This is a genomic window from Leptolyngbya sp. NK1-12 (assembly GCF_032598965.1).
Lineage (GTDB): Bacteria > Cyanobacteriota > Cyanobacteriia > Elainellales > Elainellaceae > Elainella.
The window spans coordinates 2340416-2355261 of the sequence record NZ_CP053586.1 but is presented as its reverse complement, the minus strand read 5'-3'; the positions used below and the strand labels follow the sequence as shown (position 1 = coordinate 2355261).

Genomic DNA, 14846 nt, shown 5'->3' with positions numbered 1-14846 from the left:
GATTAACCTCTTTGAATAAGTTCCTTTATTCAGTTAATTGTTTTTGCCTGGTCATTTTCGGAACACAGATCACCCATACCTCATCTGCTCTCAACTACCACTCCTTAAACGATTTTGCCTAAAAGATAACTTTGAAAGACAAGTGCAAGATCTCGATGGGAAGCCAGCTAATTAAACTCAACGAGGCTGGCGACAGCCTCGCTGGTCTTCAAAACCGGACATGAACTGTTTCAATTCATCCGGCTCCTCAATAGCTTGGTAGTTGTCATCTACACCTCATCTGCCATCGTTGGCAGATTTGACATCATGGCAATGACGATGGAGAAGTTGGAAGTTGTTCAATTCATCTTTACCGCCTTTTAAGCGAGGGATGATGTGGTCGATTTCCAGTAAATCTCTATCTTTGAAAAACAGTCGGCAGAGTGGACAGCTTCCTTTTTGTCGCTTGAGTAGCAAAGCTACCCGCCCATTGACTTGAGGATGTCGCCCCATGCGGATACTCCAGTAGAGCCAATCGGCATCAAACGGAGAGCGAGTACTTTGGACTTTGATATGCCGCTTTATCGCGGTGTGATTGTGTACTGCTAAGCGTTGAATGCCATCTGGGGAAACCGTTGCAAACGTCCATCCTTCTCCTCGGTCAATGTGCCAGTATTTGTTGGCAATCCAACGCTGGCTTTTACGAGGATGACGATGCGTTGCCCAGTCTTTTAACTGAAGATACAGCCAATGATCCAACCGTTGGTAGGCTTGAGAGCTGACCACTGTGGAGAAATAATTTGACCATCCGATAATCACCGGATTGAGCGCAGCAATCAATTGCGACTGGGTTGCCGCTTGATGCCGCTCGATGATCTGTTTCAATTTCCCTTGGTGTCGTTTGATGCTCGTTGCGCTGGGTTGGATCAAGGTCTTGAACCCCAAGGGTGTTCCATAGGCATCATGAGCCGTGCGATATTTTCCTGCCGGAAATTGTCGCACGGTGAAGCCGAGGAAGTCGAATCCAAGATTCCCTTCATGCGGGTGGAGGGTATGAGTGATTCGAGTTTTGCTGGGGTGCAGCGTTAACCCCATCTGCGTGAGCCATTCCGAGAGCATCTGTTGGCATTGTTGCACAATAGTCAGGTCTGCATGAAGCACCACCAGGTCATCGGCGTAACGAATCAGATGAGGCACTTGACAATGCCCCCCTCGCTGGCTGTCCCATCGGGGGAATGCCTGCTTGATTCGTTCTTCCATGCCATGTAAGGCAATGTTTGCCAATAGCGGAGAAACTACTCCGCCTTGGGGTGTTCCGGCAGATGTCGCAAACCACTGTCCTTGATCCATCACACCTGACTTCAGCCATGCCTTAAGCTGGCGATGTAATGTCGGGAACGTGTTGATCTTGGCTAACAGAGCTTCTTGATTGATGCGGTCGAAGCATTGGGAAATGTCCGCATCCAGCACATATTTGGCTTTCAGGAAAATCCCATTGTAAATGGCTTCAATCGCATCATGGCATCCGCGTCCGGGGCGGAACCCGTAGGAGTTTGGCTCGAATCGAGCCTCCCATTCCGGTTCCAGCGCCAATTTCACCAGGGCTTGTAGGGCGCGGTCGGCAATGGTCGGAATTCCAAGTGGGCGTTTTTCTCCTTCACCTCCCGGTTTGGCAATCCAAACCCGGCGTGTTGGTTTTGCCCGCCTGGAAAGCCTCAGTTGATTCACCAGCGCTAGCCGTTGATCAGGCGTGAGGGATTTGATGCCATCTACCCCTGCCGTTTGCTTGCCCTGATTATCTTGACTCACCCGCCTCACTGCCAGACACTTGCCTGACCATGACCGCATCAGTGTCTTCTGAAGTCGCCGAACTGCTTTCATATCACCACGACGTGAGGCTTTGAATATGCGCGTTTGCAGCTTAAAGACTCGTCGCTCCAGCTTTCGCCAGGGGATAAATCTCCATTCCATCATCAGTTTCATCAACTGTGCTTTAGACTTATCAACTGCTAGTTGTACCTATTCATTCCAAACTATCGGGTCTACGTCTGCATATCCCAGATATTACTCTGGACATTGGCTTCTTAGACCATCTCTCCATCTCATGGCTTGCGGTTGGCACCTACTTTGAGCATCGACCTGCTTAAAGAGCCAATGAGCGGTTACTTCGTTCCAAATCACCGTAATCGAATCCTTAGAACGCTACTTTCTGCCGGGTTTAGTGGGAGTGCATACGGGTCGCAACCGTAAACGCCCGCCCCATATCCTTTGCCTTTTGGCTCCAGCCTGTCAGCCTGATTTGGCTGGGTTCAACTCACGACAGTTCAGACATAGCTTCGCTTGCGCTATCCATAGATTCATGCTCGGCGGCTACCAGATGAGGCTTCCAGTTTATCGCCTTTTCTCCCCGCTTTACGGATTGATGACCAGTCGCTACCGTAGGGGTGATGCTGTTACTACTTGCACCTGTAGAGAGGGACTTTCACCCTCACGGTGATTCAGTTGTCGAGGTTCTATCCTCGCCATCCGTCCCTGAGTATCTCTACCCATTTAGGATGAACGAATCGCACACGGCTAAGTTGAGCGGCGACAGATAACACTTAAAAGAAGCAACAAATCTTTATACGCCGATCCAACGACTTGTTAGACCGCGCTGCTCGCTATATCACTTGGGCAACGCTTTGACTGTTACAGTACCGCCGCTGATTGTCAGAATACAAACTTCATAGCCGTACAATAGCCCCACACCAAGCAGAGGATCTGTGTCTGACTCGTTCACTTTGATTGTCCTAAACTCTCCGTCCCAAATTATGGTTGCTGAGTAGACATCAAACATTTGGGTGCTGCCATCGCCAAGAACGCCCTCTTCGCTACCACGCCAAGGTAGATTTAGCGCTGCGATTGTAGATGGTGGTAGAGTCAGATTTCCTGTATACCCTGTATCAATTAATGCATCAATAACGATCCGTTGTGCTGCCAAATCGCCCACGACGACACGAAGCATTGCTTCGCCACTTGCATTCACAACTCCTGTCATCATGCCTTGTCTGCCGTCCCACGCCAACCAAAGCGATGAACTCCACGATGTCCAATGCGAATAAACCAAGTTTGGGCATCAGGGTATCGCTCCAGAAGTCGATCGGAGGCAACTAGGGTATCGTCAGCAACCTCAAATGCCCCTGTCTCAATATCGATCGCCACAATTTTGCCAAAGTTATTTGGCTCGACTTGCTGGCGAATCTGAGACTCATAGAGTTCTTTGCCGCGTTGAGCCAATTCTTCTTTGGGATACCGTCGTTGGCGAACTGACATAGAGTAGCCTCTTTACGAGCTGACTATCCCATTTTAGCTTGAAGGGGCTATCGACGGCTGTTTCTTTGTGTCTCACTTCTTCGTTTGCGCCAAAGATTAAGTCCCAGTCCAATTAGCCCTGGCAACAAACAGGTTCTGCTACCACTAGCGGAGGTGCAGCTAGCGCCCTCAGATGGAGTCAGAAAACAGTTGGCAGTATAGGAAGCAGCTACGTAAGAGAAACCTACTTCTAGCCAATTACCTGAGTAACAAGCTACTGCTTGCGAAAATGCCGTCACCTCTAGAAATGCTGTGACTGGAGTAAGCTCTCCAATGGGAAAAAGCTACATTACACTACTCATCTTGATTCTAACAAAAACTACTTGTCACTTTTTTCTCGCAAACAAACTAATGCAGCACCTACACCAGTTTGAATTATCATAAGATTTATCAATAGCTGCTCATTTTCTCCAGAATCTATCAGTGCTCCTCCATTCCCAACATTCTCTGCATTAAGTATTGTACCAGATGACAGTTGCTCGTGCTGTCTTGCTATTGCGTTTATACCTACTAAAAGTCCACAACCAAACAGAAAGCCACCGCACAAGTTCAAAACTCGGATCACATTCATAGATGACCTCTGAACTGTACATAACAATCAATTCTCAAGCATGCCCTCACCGACAGTTTAATCGGTCTAACGGTGAAGTTGTGCGGCGGCAGACAGCCTTGAACTCCTACCAACAGCTTCTGTGCCGTCCGCACCAACGCAGTGTTAGCCTGCGCCGCTTCCGAGTGTTCTCTTCGCTTGAACTAAAGACATCCTATGCCAAATCTTGTATTTTCAAAGCAACCAATTATCTAACTTCAAGGCAGGCACACGGTCAAATTCACGAGTATTTGCTGTAACAAGAGTCAGATCAAGAGCTAGGGAATGAGCAGCAATCAGTAAATCATTCGGACCAATCGGGGTTCCTGCTTGCTCCAAATTTGTACGAATTGAAGCATAGTGTTCATCTACAGGTGATTCCAACGGCAAAACTGTCAAAACTTCAAGGATGCGTTCTAGTTGCTGTACCAGACGGGAGGAACCACTCTTAACCACTCCAAATCGTAGTTCACACGCCACAATGATGCTAGTACAAACGCTGTCTTCCCCGACATCTACAATATGCTGGAAAATCCGACCTTGAGGATGTCTGACCAAATCTGACAGGATGTTGGTATCAAGCAGGTACTGATAGGTCATTGAGTGGCACTAAAATGTGATGTCATCAAGGGGAAGTAACCCCTCATCTATATCAAGGAAATCATCCGTAATGTCTTGCAACGTAGTCAGTAAAGAAAGTAGTGAACTGGAAGGAATGGGTTCAATGATTAAGCGATGACCTTCTTTGCGTAACAAAACCTCTGTACCCGGCAGGGCAAGTTCATGGGGAATGGTTAGGACTTGATCTTGTCCACTTGTTAGTAAAGAAACATGACGCGAGTTTTGCATAAGTGACCTCTTTGTTCTTTAAAGTGTCAGGAAATCCGTGAAAATCTATCTCCATATCACTATTAGTATTCATCAATTATATTTTCTTTCTAGTTGATGTTGGCTGTCACCAAAAATCTGGAACGAGCAGCTTTAAGATCAACGCCAACACCAGAGAAATTTGGTTCAAGCATAACTGTGTCCTTCATAACTTCCCAGATTGAACGCCATCTTGGACCGGAGATATCCTTGAGGAGGTCATCCGAGGCTTTAATGGTTTCTTCCATACGTTTAAAGAACTTAGGCAATCTTTGAGAAGCCCGATCCTCGATATAAGGTTCTAATGACAGATATACCCATCTATCTCGTGCAGGGTTAAGAACCCCTAGATTTTTGTCTGTAAACAATAAACCCGGTGTCTTCCTGAAGATTTTCTCCATCATCTCTCTTCTAAAGACATTAAACAACTCCATTTTGATAAAGTCTTTGGCGCAATCATCAGGGACAAAAATAGCTGAATCACTCCCTGTACGAATTCCCAGCATTCTGAGATTCTCAATCACAGCTTCTTGAAAATCTCGCTGCTCTGGAATGTAGTCCTCGGATCAGAGATAGATGAAGTACCTTGCAGCGGCTACATGCGCTCCTAAATATGTTTGTGCAGTCCACATAGATTAATCGTTGCATTAACTCACTAAGAATGATCCTAGCTATCGCCTTGGCAATTACCAACTACCGCCTTGTAAATTCACTTTGCGCTACAGTTCCTATCGATAACTCAGCAGGCTAACGGTGAAGCTCAACGGCGGTAGATAACCTTTGCATCCCTACCAAAATTTCTATTCCGTCCGTTGCAGCGCAGTGTTAGCCTGCTGGCACCTGCAACTATCTACGGCTTTTCCAATATCTAGGTTCTCGGCTGCAATGCATCACCGCCAGAATAAGAATGTAGTCCGGCTCAATTGTGTAGAGAACTCCATACGGAAACCTGCGTGTCATACATCGCCGAACATCTTCCTCAACAACAATGTAGCGAGTAGGAGATTCCCTAATACGATAAACTGCATCCTCAACAGCATCAATGAATGCTTGTGCCACCTCAGCCCGTTGTTCTGCATAATATTGAACAGCTTCAGCATATTCTGTGAGAGCTTCAGGGTGAAAAGCATATTTCATTGCCCCAGCAACCGTCTCACTTGAGCCAAAGCTTCTTCTCCTAGAATCGGTTGCACAGAGCCGTCCCGAACCTCATCCCGCCGTTTCTTTGCTTCAGTAGTCCAAGCTGCTTGAATTTTTGGGTCAGTATCGAACTCTAAGCTTTCGACTAACTTTTCCGCTAAGATCGCCCTAGACACGCTAGGAAGAGCTAGGAGTTCTTCTGTCAGTTGCTCAATTGACCGCATAGACCTGTACAGAATGGTAAATTCTACTCACAGTTTAACAAAAATCCAACGTACCGGGAGTTTGAGCTAGCTGTCCGGCTCAGAGTCCGTGTGAGCCAGCATATGCACTAGAAATCTTGGTCAGAAATGGTATGGATCTGCATATTTCCACCACTAACTCGGTACAAAGTTAACGTAATTGTGCTGTATCTAATTCCCTCCTGATCCTTAAGTTCTTGAAGATCAAAGGGGTCAGTACGGGCTAATGCTCCAGAATCAAGATCACGATACCTAATATCATAATTTCCAGCCCTCATGTTTTCAACAGTAAACTTTTCACGGGCGCGAATAAAAAATACTTGAACTGGTGCTGGAGGAGCAGTGTCAAGTGAGAAGAGCTTAACAAATACATCCGAGTCGTTCTGCGAGTTATCAACAGTTACGGATGAATAGCCATCTTGAGCTTGACGTGAATAGCCGTCAATGTAACCCGATGTTGCTGGAAAAGGATAGCCATTTTCTGTAACAAGCGAACGAACATAAGTCGGAGTTGGTGCAGAACGAGGTGATTGTTCTGAAGTTGATACAGAAGGATTTGTAGTTGTTGTAGGTAAACTTGATGTCGAATTGGGTGACTCAAAATATGAAGCGATGGCGGCAAATCCAATCAACGATATAAAGGGAACTACAAGAAATGCCCATCCGTAACGCTTCATGAAAGGAATGGGATGCTTAGAAAAGTTTTTTTCTATTTCTTTTGCCTTAAGTTCCCAACCTCTATGGCAAACATCACAAACAAGTACATATTTCTTCTCAGTGACCCATGAAAAGACCCAATAGATGTGGGCATATCGATATTGGAGAAGAATTTTGAAAGGACGTACTCTCTCGCAGGTGTCACAGTGACGATGATCAACAACTCCTAAATCTACAGAATCACCGCCAGATCCCCAAACAATCCAACCAAGCATTTTTGCAGGCTCCAGGCTTCATTCGTTACGTAAACTCATACTCTTAGAAAATAGTGCCCAGAAGTACTTGCAAGTTAAACACACCTAGACACTGGCAGATGACCTTCATATACCGTCCTAACCCAGAAACGAAGCAGGCTAACGGCAAAATGCAGCGGCGGCAGATAAACTCGAACTCAGCACCAGCAGCTTTCGTCCGTCCGCTGCCATGAAGTGTTGGGCTGCGCTGCTACAAGACGCTAACTGAGTAGGCACGAACTGCTGCATCTACTGTCGCAATGGTCAAACCATTTTGTAATGCTTGACAGATGAGCATCCTGTCAAATGGATCACGATGCAATGGTGGCAGTTTAGCCAGTTGAATTACACTGCTTTCATCAAGAGCAAGGCTGGCAATTTGATGAAGGTTACGTTGTCTAGGTAAATATGTTTCGGGAGGTTCCGGCAGAGGTAGCTTACCTAGCTGGTATTTAACAATTGCTTCCCAAACTGAAACTGAACTTAGATAAACTTCGTTGTCTGGATCACGCATTGCATCCCGAACGTCCGTTGACAATTGGGTGTCACCACTGATGAACCATAAAAAAATATGCGTATCTAGCAAAATCCTCATTTGCCCTCGAATGCGTTGAGTAGATCTTCCGGCAAAGGAGCGTCGAAATCATCTGGAACGGTAAATTCGCCTGCACATAAGCCAAATGGTCGCAACTGCTTACTACTAGCAATAGGTCTAAGTTCAGCAATCGGCTTGTCAGATCGAACAATAACAAGCGTTTCACCTGCCTCTACCTGACGAAGATACTTTAGAGGATCGCGTTGTATTTCATCAACAGTGACATTCAACATAAATTGCCTCAATACAGATTTTATGAATAGTTCTCCATGCTCTCTTGCTTCATGTAGTCAAACTATTAGTTGCACGATTGCAGACCTATAGTTTTATCTCATGTAATTGTGCGATCGAACATTGCTTGAAGCACATCCTTCCGTTCAAGGGTTTTACCATTGAGGATGACGGTACTAAACGTATCATCAACAATTCGTTTCGTGCCATTATTAACGTGAACATGAATTCCCCTTTCCTGCGGACGATCTGCTGACCACACGATTGCTGGAGTAGATGTCCAGATTTCGTAATCACAGCCTGAGTATTTATCTAAGTCCAGATTTAATGCCCTGTCTGACTCCTTATACTGTGTGTTCTTTGCAAATTGATCATACAAAGGCTTGAGAGGCGTTGACACAATATGTCCAGAACTCCAAGTGCTATCACAGCCGCAATTACCACAGAAATGTTTTCGATGGGGCTTCCGTGCAAAATCGCCTAGATCCAAATGTGGATAGCCGCACTGTGAGCAGTTGATGCAGGTCATCTCTCGATTTTCTTCTACAGCACACACAAACTCGAATGCAGCAGGTGGCGTGATGTTAACACGAGTAATTTCGGCATTGGCAAACAATCCCAAATCTTCGTGGTAGAGCAACGAAATAGCTTCAAAGTCAGCGTCTATCAACTTCTTACCTTGTGCTTTGGGACGCAAATGAACAAGAATCTTTGGGGCACGAGACTCGATTGATTTGGTAGACAGCCCTGTTGGAAGTGAGCACCAGATACCTACCTCAGCATAATCAGCCACATTAATTTCCAATGGAGCCAGAGTATAGTTCATCGGTTGGGAGTGGTTAGCACAACGCATTACTCCCGATTGCTTATATGATTCTTGATCAGCTTTAGTTCCCCAATGCGTTTGGTGAGTCCGACACCACCAACGATCAGCACCGTGCCGGAACTTTCCAGCGTGGACAAAATCGCAAGGTAAGAGCGCATCATCACCCGCCTGTGCAGGGAAATTTCCAAGTATGGATTTAGAGAAAACAGCAATATTTCCAAGTGTGCGCCCAGATGCCCAACAAATTGCGTTAACCTGACTCCAAGAATTTTTGCCTTCCGGTGCTAGGGGCTGTTCCTCACCGATCCTACTGACAAAAATCTTCTTGGCTGGAGCGCCTTCGGGATATTCCCACTCGCACTCCCATAACTCGACCTTATTAGTTGCTTGATTGACTTTGCGCTCAATGAACATAGGATTCAGTAGCAGCCCAAAATTGATACTCCGCTACCATTGTGACATTTCTAAAATCGCGTTGGCTTTGACACTGACAAGAAAATTGGATGTACTTCCATCACCGAAAGACTAAGCAGCCCAACGGTGCTGTTCAGCGGTTGCAAACTGACTTTGCTACTCCACGAGCCAGACCCGACAATCCGTTGCAACAGCGTTGTTAGCTGTGAGACGCATCAACTGACTTGGCTAACTCTGACCTTGCCACTCCCAAGCTATCCCAAAACCACCGTCCTCACCTACCGGACTCTGGGTGCTTTGCGACACCACAGACAACCTCGAACTCCTGTCCTCACCAACCCACTGCGCGGTGCTTTGCCTTCCTAGTGAATGACTTTGTGAACGAGTGGAAAGACTGTTTGCGGAGCCAGCTAACGACCAAGATAAGCGGCGGCAAATAAATTTGGCAACCTGACCAGGATCTCTGTTCCGTCCGCTTCATCGACTTGTTATACTGCGTTGCCACACAAGGTCTCATGCAATAAGAAAAAACTCAATGAGTTTCACGAGTCATGTCTAATAATCTTTCAAGAATTTGCTTACGAAGTGCTTGATTGGGGGAATTAATTTCAAACATCTCTGTTGCCCATAGCCCTTCTGCTGCCAGATGCACAATACTAGCCTGGACTGGATCAAGCCCACAGTTGTACAGCTTATGTTGCCATTCGTTGATCTGGGCATCGATCTGTTTTGCGGTTTCTGGATTGAGTGATATAGAAACTGCTGCAAAGAGGCTTGAACCCAGAGCTAGAGGAAGCTGACTACTATTGAAGGTTGCACGGACATAAGCGCGTAGCCATTTTCCAGGTTCGTCTCCCTTTTCCTTTGCCAGTTCAGCCTCAATTGCCGCATTGAAATTATCAATGAGATGCTGAATGATTCCTGTGATTAGGGCTTCTTTATTGGGGAAGTGGTAGAGTAAACCACCCTTGCTCACCTCGGCTGCGTGAGCGACTGCATCTAGCGTTAGAGCTTCATTGCCTTGGCTGACCAGGATATCGATCGCACATTGAATCAGCCGATCGCGGGTTTCAGAACGTTTTTTGCCAGGTGGAGAAGCTTTTTCGGCAGTTTTGGCAGTTTTAGCAGTTTTCATAAGGTTCATCCAAGTTCCAGCACAGCGCTTCTAGTTCACAGCGACCCAGCTCTTCTATTGTACCGTCTAGACCGTCTAGCGATCAAAATACAAAAACCGTCCAGTTAGTACATTTTTGCTCTTGACGCTATACCGTCTGGATGGTTTAGTATTAAATGAGCAAGCTCAAACCATGTCAAGGCAAATGCACACGAATCAGGACGCACAAAACTCAAATGCCCTAACCCACTTGGCTCGATTGAGCGATTTCATTTTTGCATTAGCAATGGCTCTAACGTTTTGGCGATTTGATTTACCGGAACATGCCGAAATGCTAGCAAAGGTGGAAATCAATCAGTTTTTGGTGAGTCAACTCAAGCCATTAGGAGCTTATCTGATTACATTTGTGCTTGTGGCAGTGTATTGGATTGCTCACACTCAACAGTTTTCCTACTACAAACGCACTAATGAGGCTCATTTATGGATTTACACGCTGTATTTGATGTGTCTGTTTCTTGTGCCTTATTCCAACGAGTTGGCGCTTGTTTTTTCAGATAACTCGATCGCCAAAGTTTGTTTTGCGGTCAATATTTCGTTAATTGGCGTTCTCTCATTTGCTAGTTGGAACTATGCAACGTACCAGCATCGCCTAGTCGATGAAAGTCTTGATGCTCAAACGATCACAGTAATGAAGGTTAAAGCCTTAATTGAGCCAATTTGCGCGATGGTAGCCATTGCGATCGCCCTGTTCGCACCTGCTTGGTCAGATCTCGCTTGGCTACTATTTCCCTTGGTGTATTTCACTTTGAGGAAATTATTAGCAATCCCACAGAAACCAAACCAGACAACTCACTCTGCTCAATAGTTTTGTTCACTCACTCTTAACCATTTGGAGGCTCATGATATGGAAACACTGAACACATCTGTAGCGACTCAATCAGAAGAGTTTCAGGCAAATCTGATGACTGCCATTTTGAACACATTTCAGATGGATGGCGAAGCAGACCTTGAACATGCCGATAATTTTGATGAGATCAATGCTAGATTTTCGGAGCTAGTCAACTATTTGGTCAAAGCCCCTGCTTATCAATTAGCAGTAGATGAATTACAGCAAAATGATAGTGCGGCTCGCACAATTATTCAAGAGCGCTACTCAGCACCTATTCCACCGCTAGAGCTACTTCTAGATTTGCCGCGCAATTCCCTGGGCTATACGTATGCAACGTCACTGCAAGCAGCAGGATTGCAACCCCTTGACGTCGATCCTAGCCTCTTCTCCTGGGAGCGTGTTGACTCCGACGTGAGTTACGTGGAGTATCGTTACCAAATCACCCACGACTTATGGCATGTTGTGACGGGTTTTGATACTTCTCCGTTGGGTGAACTGGGTTTACAAGCTTTCTATCTAGCACAGTTTCGGCTTCCTTCTGCACTGGTGGCGCTCGTCGGTGGTCTAGTTGGCTTTATGGTGTCATCACCTGAAGCTCTCCCCATTCTGATTGCAACCATTGAACAAGGTTGGCAAATGGGCAAAAACGCCAAGCAATTGATTGCTCAAAAGTGGGAAGAAGAGTGGGAGAAACCTGTATCTCAATGGCAAGAAGAGTTGAAGATTCAAATCGCTAACTAAGTCTACAAAGGACTTCCAGGTAGGTTGATGCCTGTCCAGCCTAACCGTTTTTCCCAATCTCAAATTTTGCAAAATTATGACATGGAAACTGCTGCGGCAAGAAATTAGACCGTTGACCAGTCTTGCTGTCCCGATCGTTGCTGGGTCACTGGGCTTAATGATGCTGAGTCTCACCGATAGCTTGATGATTGGTCATCTCGGTGTGACTTCACTTGCGGCTGTTTCACTGACGACTACTTTTCTCGTTTTAGTACAGTCAGCAACTTTTGGATTTTTAATGCCAGGAGGAATTCTAATTGCTCAAGCACATGGGAAGCAAGATAAAACAGATGTAGCCTCTATTTTGAAGCATTCTTTATTGATTGCTTTGATTGCTGCTGCAATCAGTTCAGTTCTAATTATGTTGTGCTTCCCACTGACTCGTTTGTTGAATCAACCTGTAGCCGTCGTTGAAGTCGCTCGTCCTTATTGGATTTGGATGGCAGCTTCAATCATTCCTTCAGCTTTATTTCAGACTCTCAAACAATTTTACGATGCGACCGATCGCCCTTGGATTGCCTGTGGATTAATGGGTGTAGGGGTACTCGCAAATGTACCGATTAATTGGGTATTGATTTTTGGTCATTTTGGGTTTCCAGCACTGGGAATTGCAGGTGCAGGGCTAGGCAGCTTTTTAGCCATGTGCATTTGCTTTGGGGCATTAGCAATCCATGTCTCTACTTCTAGAAGAATGAAAGGCTATCGGAGTCAGCGATCGCGCTTGTCAAAGTCTGTTTTTGTCAAACAAGTGCGAGAAGGCTTTCCAATGGGGTTGCAATACTTTTTAGAAGGTGGAGCTACGTCGATCGCAGGAGTTTTTATGGGCTGGCTAGGTGCAACTGCTCTTGCTGCAAATCAAATTGTCTTTAGCGTCGCTAGTATTCTTTATATGCTTCCACTGGGAATGGCTTCAGCAGTCAGTATTCGCATGGCACGAGCTTATGGGGCAAACCAGTATAGGCGACTGTGGCGAATTGGTTATGCAGCCAATGGTGTTGTTGTCGCTTGGATGGTCATCATTACCATTGGATTGCTCATATCGGGAAAGGCGATCGCGCAGTTGTTTGTAGCAGATACTCAGGTCACTGAACTAGCTAGCGTCATGTTTTTGATTGTAGGCATGATGCAGATTTGTGACGGCGTTCAGTCGGTCAGTTTAGGTGCTTTGCGGGGAATTTTAGACAGCTGTTGGGCAACAATTGTTACGTTATTTTCCTACTGGTTGCTGGCACTACCCTTGAGCTATGTATTTGCCTTCTACTTTGGTTTAGGCGCACCAGGAATCTGGCTGGGCTTTGCCTGCGGGTTATTCATTGCAGCGTCCCTCCTTTTCAGAAGGCTACATTGCCAAACTCTTTGCCTTGCGAGTCAATCAAATCCAAATCACCACTCCCTAGATGACCACCTCTAAAGTAATCGAACTCTGAACAGGTAACTTTGAGCCACTTCCTTACCGATAGATGGAGCAGTATAACAATTTATTATACAAGCTTTACCAGTATATCTCCCCCTATAGGGTAAATCAACAGATTGCCTACTGTATATTTCCCCAAAACCGGTAGATCAACAGCAGCCTTGCTGGATATCTCCCCCAAATGGGCTGGATATACAGCAAAATTCTGTGTATCTATCTTAGCAACTCAGTAGAACAGCTATACTGTTACTACACTTTTTATACTACGGTACTCTTCTACCGATGGAACCACGTCCTCGAAAGCTGCTTGACCAAGTGCGCGATGCTCTGCGAGTTAAACATTATTCCTACAGTACTGAGAAGACTTACGTTCACTGGATTCGCCGCTTCATCCTGTTTCACAACAAACGGCATCCCAGTGAGATGGGTACGCCAGAAGTAACCCAATTCCTAACCTACTTGGCAGTGAACGAACACGTCGCGGCATCCACGCAGAATCAAGCCCTCAGCGCAATCATCTTCCTTTACCGAGTTGTGTTGCAGCAGGAGCTAGCTGGGATTAATGCGGTGCGGGCAAAGCCATCGCGCTACTTGCCCACAGTGTTAACGCCGGAGGAAGTTCATCAAGTCATCTCCCATCTCTATGGGGTGTATAAGCTGTTGATACAACTGCTCTATGGCAGTGGTTTGCGTCTCAGCGAGGGATTGCAACTCCGAGTGAAGGATGTTGATTTTGCCCAGCGTCAATTGTTGATTCGCGATACCAAAGGCAGGGAGAGTCGGGTGACAATGCTGCCAAGTCGCGTGATAGAACCGCTGCAGGTGCATTTGCAGGGAGTGCGGCAGCTGCACAATCAAGACTTGGAAAGAGGGTATGGCTCGGTGTACTTGCCCTTTGCTCTGGAGCGAAAGTATCCCAATGCCGATCGTCAATGGATTTGGCAGTACATATTTCCTGCTGATCGCTTATCCCATGATCCGCGAAGTGGGGTAACAAGACGGTATCACCTACATGAAACCGGCATACAACGAGCTGTGCGAAGTGCTGTGAGGCAAGCCAAGATCCAGAAACGAGTGACGTGCCACACCTTTCGTCACAGTTTTGCGACGCATTTGTTAGAAGACGGCTACGACATCCGCACCGTGCAGGAATTGCTGGGGCACAAGGACGTGAAAACGACCATGATTTACACTCATGTCCTCAACCGAGGGGGGCGCGGTGTCAGAAGCCCGTTGGATGGGTAGGAGAGTTTTGAGTTTTGAGTTTTGAGTTTTGAGTTTTGAGTTTTGAGTTGGTAGATGGCAGCGGTGCAGCAGTGGGTTGAGCTGAGCGAGTGTTTTACTGCAAGCAACGTTCACGCATTGTGAACAATTACAATCTCACGCTTGTATTTCTCACTGCTTTGGTTTATGCTTTGCGATACTAGTTTTTCTCGGACCCGAAGAGGGCTAGTGGGCCGCTCAA

Annotated in this window: 19 protein-coding genes; 4 read left to right on the top strand and 15 right to left on the bottom strand. The window is 46.2% G+C overall.

The window, feature by feature from the left end:
• Nucleotides 1–276: 276 nt before the first annotated feature.
• From ltrA to HJG54_RS09690, 15 genes are all read right to left on the bottom strand, one after another.
• The gene (gene ltrA / locus HJG54_RS09755; protein ID WP_316434700.1) at nucleotides 277–1962 is read right to left on the bottom strand and encodes a group II intron reverse transcriptase/maturase; all 1686 of its coding nucleotides are present in this window, start codon (nucleotides 1960–1962) and stop codon (nucleotides 277–279) included.
• A 682-nt stretch (nucleotides 1963–2644) separates the two neighbouring features.
• Entirely contained in the window at nucleotides 2645–3019 is a 375-nt protein-coding gene (locus HJG54_RS09750) for a clan AA aspartic protease (RefSeq protein WP_316434699.1), read from the bottom strand.
• Nucleotides 3016–3291 carry a hypothetical protein gene (locus tag HJG54_RS09745; protein ID WP_316434698.1) on the bottom strand — a complete coding sequence of 92 codons (276 nt, stop codon included), beginning with the start codon at nucleotides 3289–3291 and terminating at the stop codon, nucleotides 3016–3018. The genes HJG54_RS09750 and HJG54_RS09745 overlap by 4 nt, the downstream gene beginning before the upstream one ends.
• A gap of 47 nt (nucleotides 3292–3338) precedes the next feature.
• Nucleotides 3339–3569: a PTPA-CTERM sorting domain-containing protein gene (locus HJG54_RS35430; RefSeq protein WP_420717354.1), complete on the bottom strand. Its 231-nt coding sequence runs from the start codon at nucleotides 3567–3569 to the stop codon at nucleotides 3339–3341.
• A gap of 80 nt (nucleotides 3570–3649) precedes the next feature.
• The gene (locus HJG54_RS09740) at nucleotides 3650–3901 is read right to left on the bottom strand and encodes a hypothetical protein (RefSeq protein WP_316434696.1); all 252 of its coding nucleotides are present in this window, start codon (nucleotides 3899–3901) and stop codon (nucleotides 3650–3652) included.
• 213 nt (nucleotides 3902–4114) lie between these two features.
• Complete coding sequence (locus tag HJG54_RS09735) at nucleotides 4115–4519, bottom strand: type II toxin-antitoxin system VapC family toxin (protein ID WP_316434695.1); 405 nt, start codon at nucleotides 4517–4519, stop codon at nucleotides 4115–4117.
• Nucleotides 4520–4528: 9 nt separating this feature from the next.
• On the bottom strand, nucleotides 4529–4768 hold the full coding sequence (locus HJG54_RS09730; RefSeq protein WP_316434694.1) for an antitoxin: 240 nt from the start codon (nucleotides 4766–4768) through the stop codon (nucleotides 4529–4531).
• An 89-nt stretch (nucleotides 4769–4857) separates the two neighbouring features.
• Complete coding sequence (locus HJG54_RS09725; RefSeq protein ID WP_316434693.1) at nucleotides 4858–5292, bottom strand: hypothetical protein; 435 nt, start codon at nucleotides 5290–5292, stop codon at nucleotides 4858–4860.
• 340 nt (nucleotides 5293–5632) lie between these two features.
• On the bottom strand, nucleotides 5633–5923 hold the full coding sequence (locus HJG54_RS09720) for a type II toxin-antitoxin system RelE/ParE family toxin (RefSeq protein WP_316434692.1): 291 nt from the start codon (nucleotides 5921–5923) through the stop codon (nucleotides 5633–5635).
• Nucleotides 5920–6102 (bottom strand): addiction module protein, encoded by a 183-nt coding sequence (locus tag HJG54_RS09715; protein WP_316434691.1) that lies wholly within the window; start codon nucleotides 6100–6102, stop codon nucleotides 5920–5922. Before HJG54_RS09715 ends, HJG54_RS09720 begins: the two co-directional genes overlap by 4 nt.
• A gap of 155 nt (nucleotides 6103–6257) precedes the next feature.
• Entirely contained in the window at nucleotides 6258–7100 is an 843-nt protein-coding gene (locus HJG54_RS09710; protein WP_316434690.1) for a hypothetical protein, read from the bottom strand.
• A gap of 229 nt (nucleotides 7101–7329) precedes the next feature.
• Nucleotides 7330–7713 (bottom strand): type II toxin-antitoxin system VapC family toxin, encoded by a 384-nt coding sequence (locus HJG54_RS09705; protein WP_316434689.1) that lies wholly within the window; start codon nucleotides 7711–7713, stop codon nucleotides 7330–7332.
• Entirely contained in the window at nucleotides 7710–7946 is a 237-nt protein-coding gene (locus HJG54_RS09700; protein WP_316434688.1) for a type II toxin-antitoxin system Phd/YefM family antitoxin, read from the bottom strand. The genes HJG54_RS09705 and HJG54_RS09700 overlap by 4 nt, the downstream gene beginning before the upstream one ends.
• Before the next feature lie 98 nt (nucleotides 7947–8044).
• Nucleotides 8045–9184: a hypothetical protein gene (locus tag HJG54_RS09695; RefSeq protein ID WP_316434687.1), complete on the bottom strand. Its 1140-nt coding sequence runs from the start codon at nucleotides 9182–9184 to the stop codon at nucleotides 8045–8047.
• Nucleotides 9185–9716: 532 nt separating this feature from the next.
• A complete protein-coding gene (locus HJG54_RS09690) occupies nucleotides 9717–10319 on the bottom strand; it encodes a TetR/AcrR family transcriptional regulator (RefSeq protein ID WP_316434686.1) in 603 nt (200 codons plus the stop codon).
• Nucleotides 10320–10491: 172 nt separating this feature from the next.
• On the opposite strand from HJG54_RS09690, the gene HJG54_RS09685 reads away from it, so the two are divergent.
• The 4 genes from HJG54_RS09685 (at nucleotide 10492) to HJG54_RS09670 (ending at nucleotide 14626) form a co-directional block, all read left to right on the top strand.
• Complete coding sequence (locus HJG54_RS09685) at nucleotides 10492–11163, top strand: TMEM175 family protein (protein WP_316434685.1); 672 nt, start codon at nucleotides 10492–10494, stop codon at nucleotides 11161–11163.
• Nucleotides 11164–11202: 39 nt separating this feature from the next.
• Complete coding sequence (locus HJG54_RS09680) at nucleotides 11203–11928, top strand: Coq4 family protein (protein WP_316434684.1); 726 nt, start codon at nucleotides 11203–11205, stop codon at nucleotides 11926–11928.
• Nucleotides 11929–12004: 76 nt separating this feature from the next.
• Nucleotides 12005–13378, top strand: coding sequence for an MATE family efflux transporter (locus HJG54_RS09675; protein WP_316434683.1), 1374 nt, complete (start codon nucleotides 12005–12007; stop codon nucleotides 13376–13378).
• Nucleotides 13379–13663: 285 nt separating this feature from the next.
• Nucleotides 13664–14626, top strand: a complete 963-nt coding sequence (locus tag HJG54_RS09670) for an integron integrase (protein ID WP_316434682.1) — start codon at nucleotides 13664–13666, stop codon at nucleotides 14624–14626.
• Nucleotides 14627–14846: the final 220 nt, after the last annotated feature.

Excerpts from the sequence above, each read along its gene's own strand:
- HJG54_RS09720 (WP_316434692.1), bottom strand. The coding sequence starts at position 5,923 with ATGAAATATGCTTTTCACCCTGAAGCTCTCACAGAATATGCTGAAGCT.
- HJG54_RS09705 (WP_316434689.1), bottom strand. The coding sequence starts at position 7,713 with ATGAGGATTTTGCTAGATACGCATATTTTTTTATGGTTCATCAGTGGT.
- HJG54_RS09750 (WP_316434699.1), bottom strand. The coding sequence starts at position 3,019 with ATGATGACAGGAGTTGTGAATGCAAGTGGCGAAGCAATGCTTCGTGTC.
- HJG54_RS09680 (WP_316434684.1), top strand. The coding sequence starts at position 11,203 with ATGGAAACACTGAACACATCTGTAGCGACTCAATCAGAAGAGTTTCAG.
- HJG54_RS09745 (WP_316434698.1), bottom strand. The coding sequence starts at position 3,291 with ATGTCAGTTCGCCAACGACGGTATCCCAAAGAAGAATTGGCTCAACGC.
- HJG54_RS09700 (WP_316434688.1), bottom strand. The coding sequence starts at position 7,946 with ATGTTGAATGTCACTGTTGATGAAATACAACGCGATCCTCTAAAGTAT.
- HJG54_RS09735 (WP_316434695.1), bottom strand. The coding sequence starts at position 4,519 with ATGACCTATCAGTACCTGCTTGATACCAACATCCTGTCAGATTTGGTC.
- ltrA (WP_316434700.1), bottom strand. The coding sequence starts at position 1,962 with ATGAAACTGATGATGGAATGGAGATTTATCCCCTGGCGAAAGCTGGAG.
- HJG54_RS09675 (WP_316434683.1), top strand. The coding sequence starts at position 12,005 with ATGACATGGAAACTGCTGCGGCAAGAAATTAGACCGTTGACCAGTCTT.
- HJG54_RS09710 (WP_316434690.1), bottom strand. The coding sequence starts at position 7,100 with ATGCTTGGTTGGATTGTTTGGGGATCTGGCGGTGATTCTGTAGATTTA.
- HJG54_RS09725 (WP_316434693.1), bottom strand. The coding sequence starts at position 5,292 with ATGCTGGGAATTCGTACAGGGAGTGATTCAGCTATTTTTGTCCCTGAT.
- HJG54_RS09740 (WP_316434696.1), bottom strand. The coding sequence starts at position 3,901 with ATGAATGTGATCCGAGTTTTGAACTTGTGCGGTGGCTTTCTGTTTGGT.
- HJG54_RS09690 (WP_316434686.1), bottom strand. The coding sequence starts at position 10,319 with ATGAAAACTGCTAAAACTGCCAAAACTGCCGAAAAAGCTTCTCCACCT.
- HJG54_RS09730 (WP_316434694.1), bottom strand. The coding sequence starts at position 4,768 with ATGCAAAACTCGCGTCATGTTTCTTTACTAACAAGTGGACAAGATCAA.
- HJG54_RS09670 (WP_316434682.1), top strand. The coding sequence starts at position 13,664 with ATGGAACCACGTCCTCGAAAGCTGCTTGACCAAGTGCGCGATGCTCTG.
- HJG54_RS09685 (WP_316434685.1), top strand. The coding sequence starts at position 10,492 with ATGTCAAGGCAAATGCACACGAATCAGGACGCACAAAACTCAAATGCC.
- HJG54_RS09695 (WP_316434687.1), bottom strand. The coding sequence starts at position 9,184 with ATGTTCATTGAGCGCAAAGTCAATCAAGCAACTAATAAGGTCGAGTTA.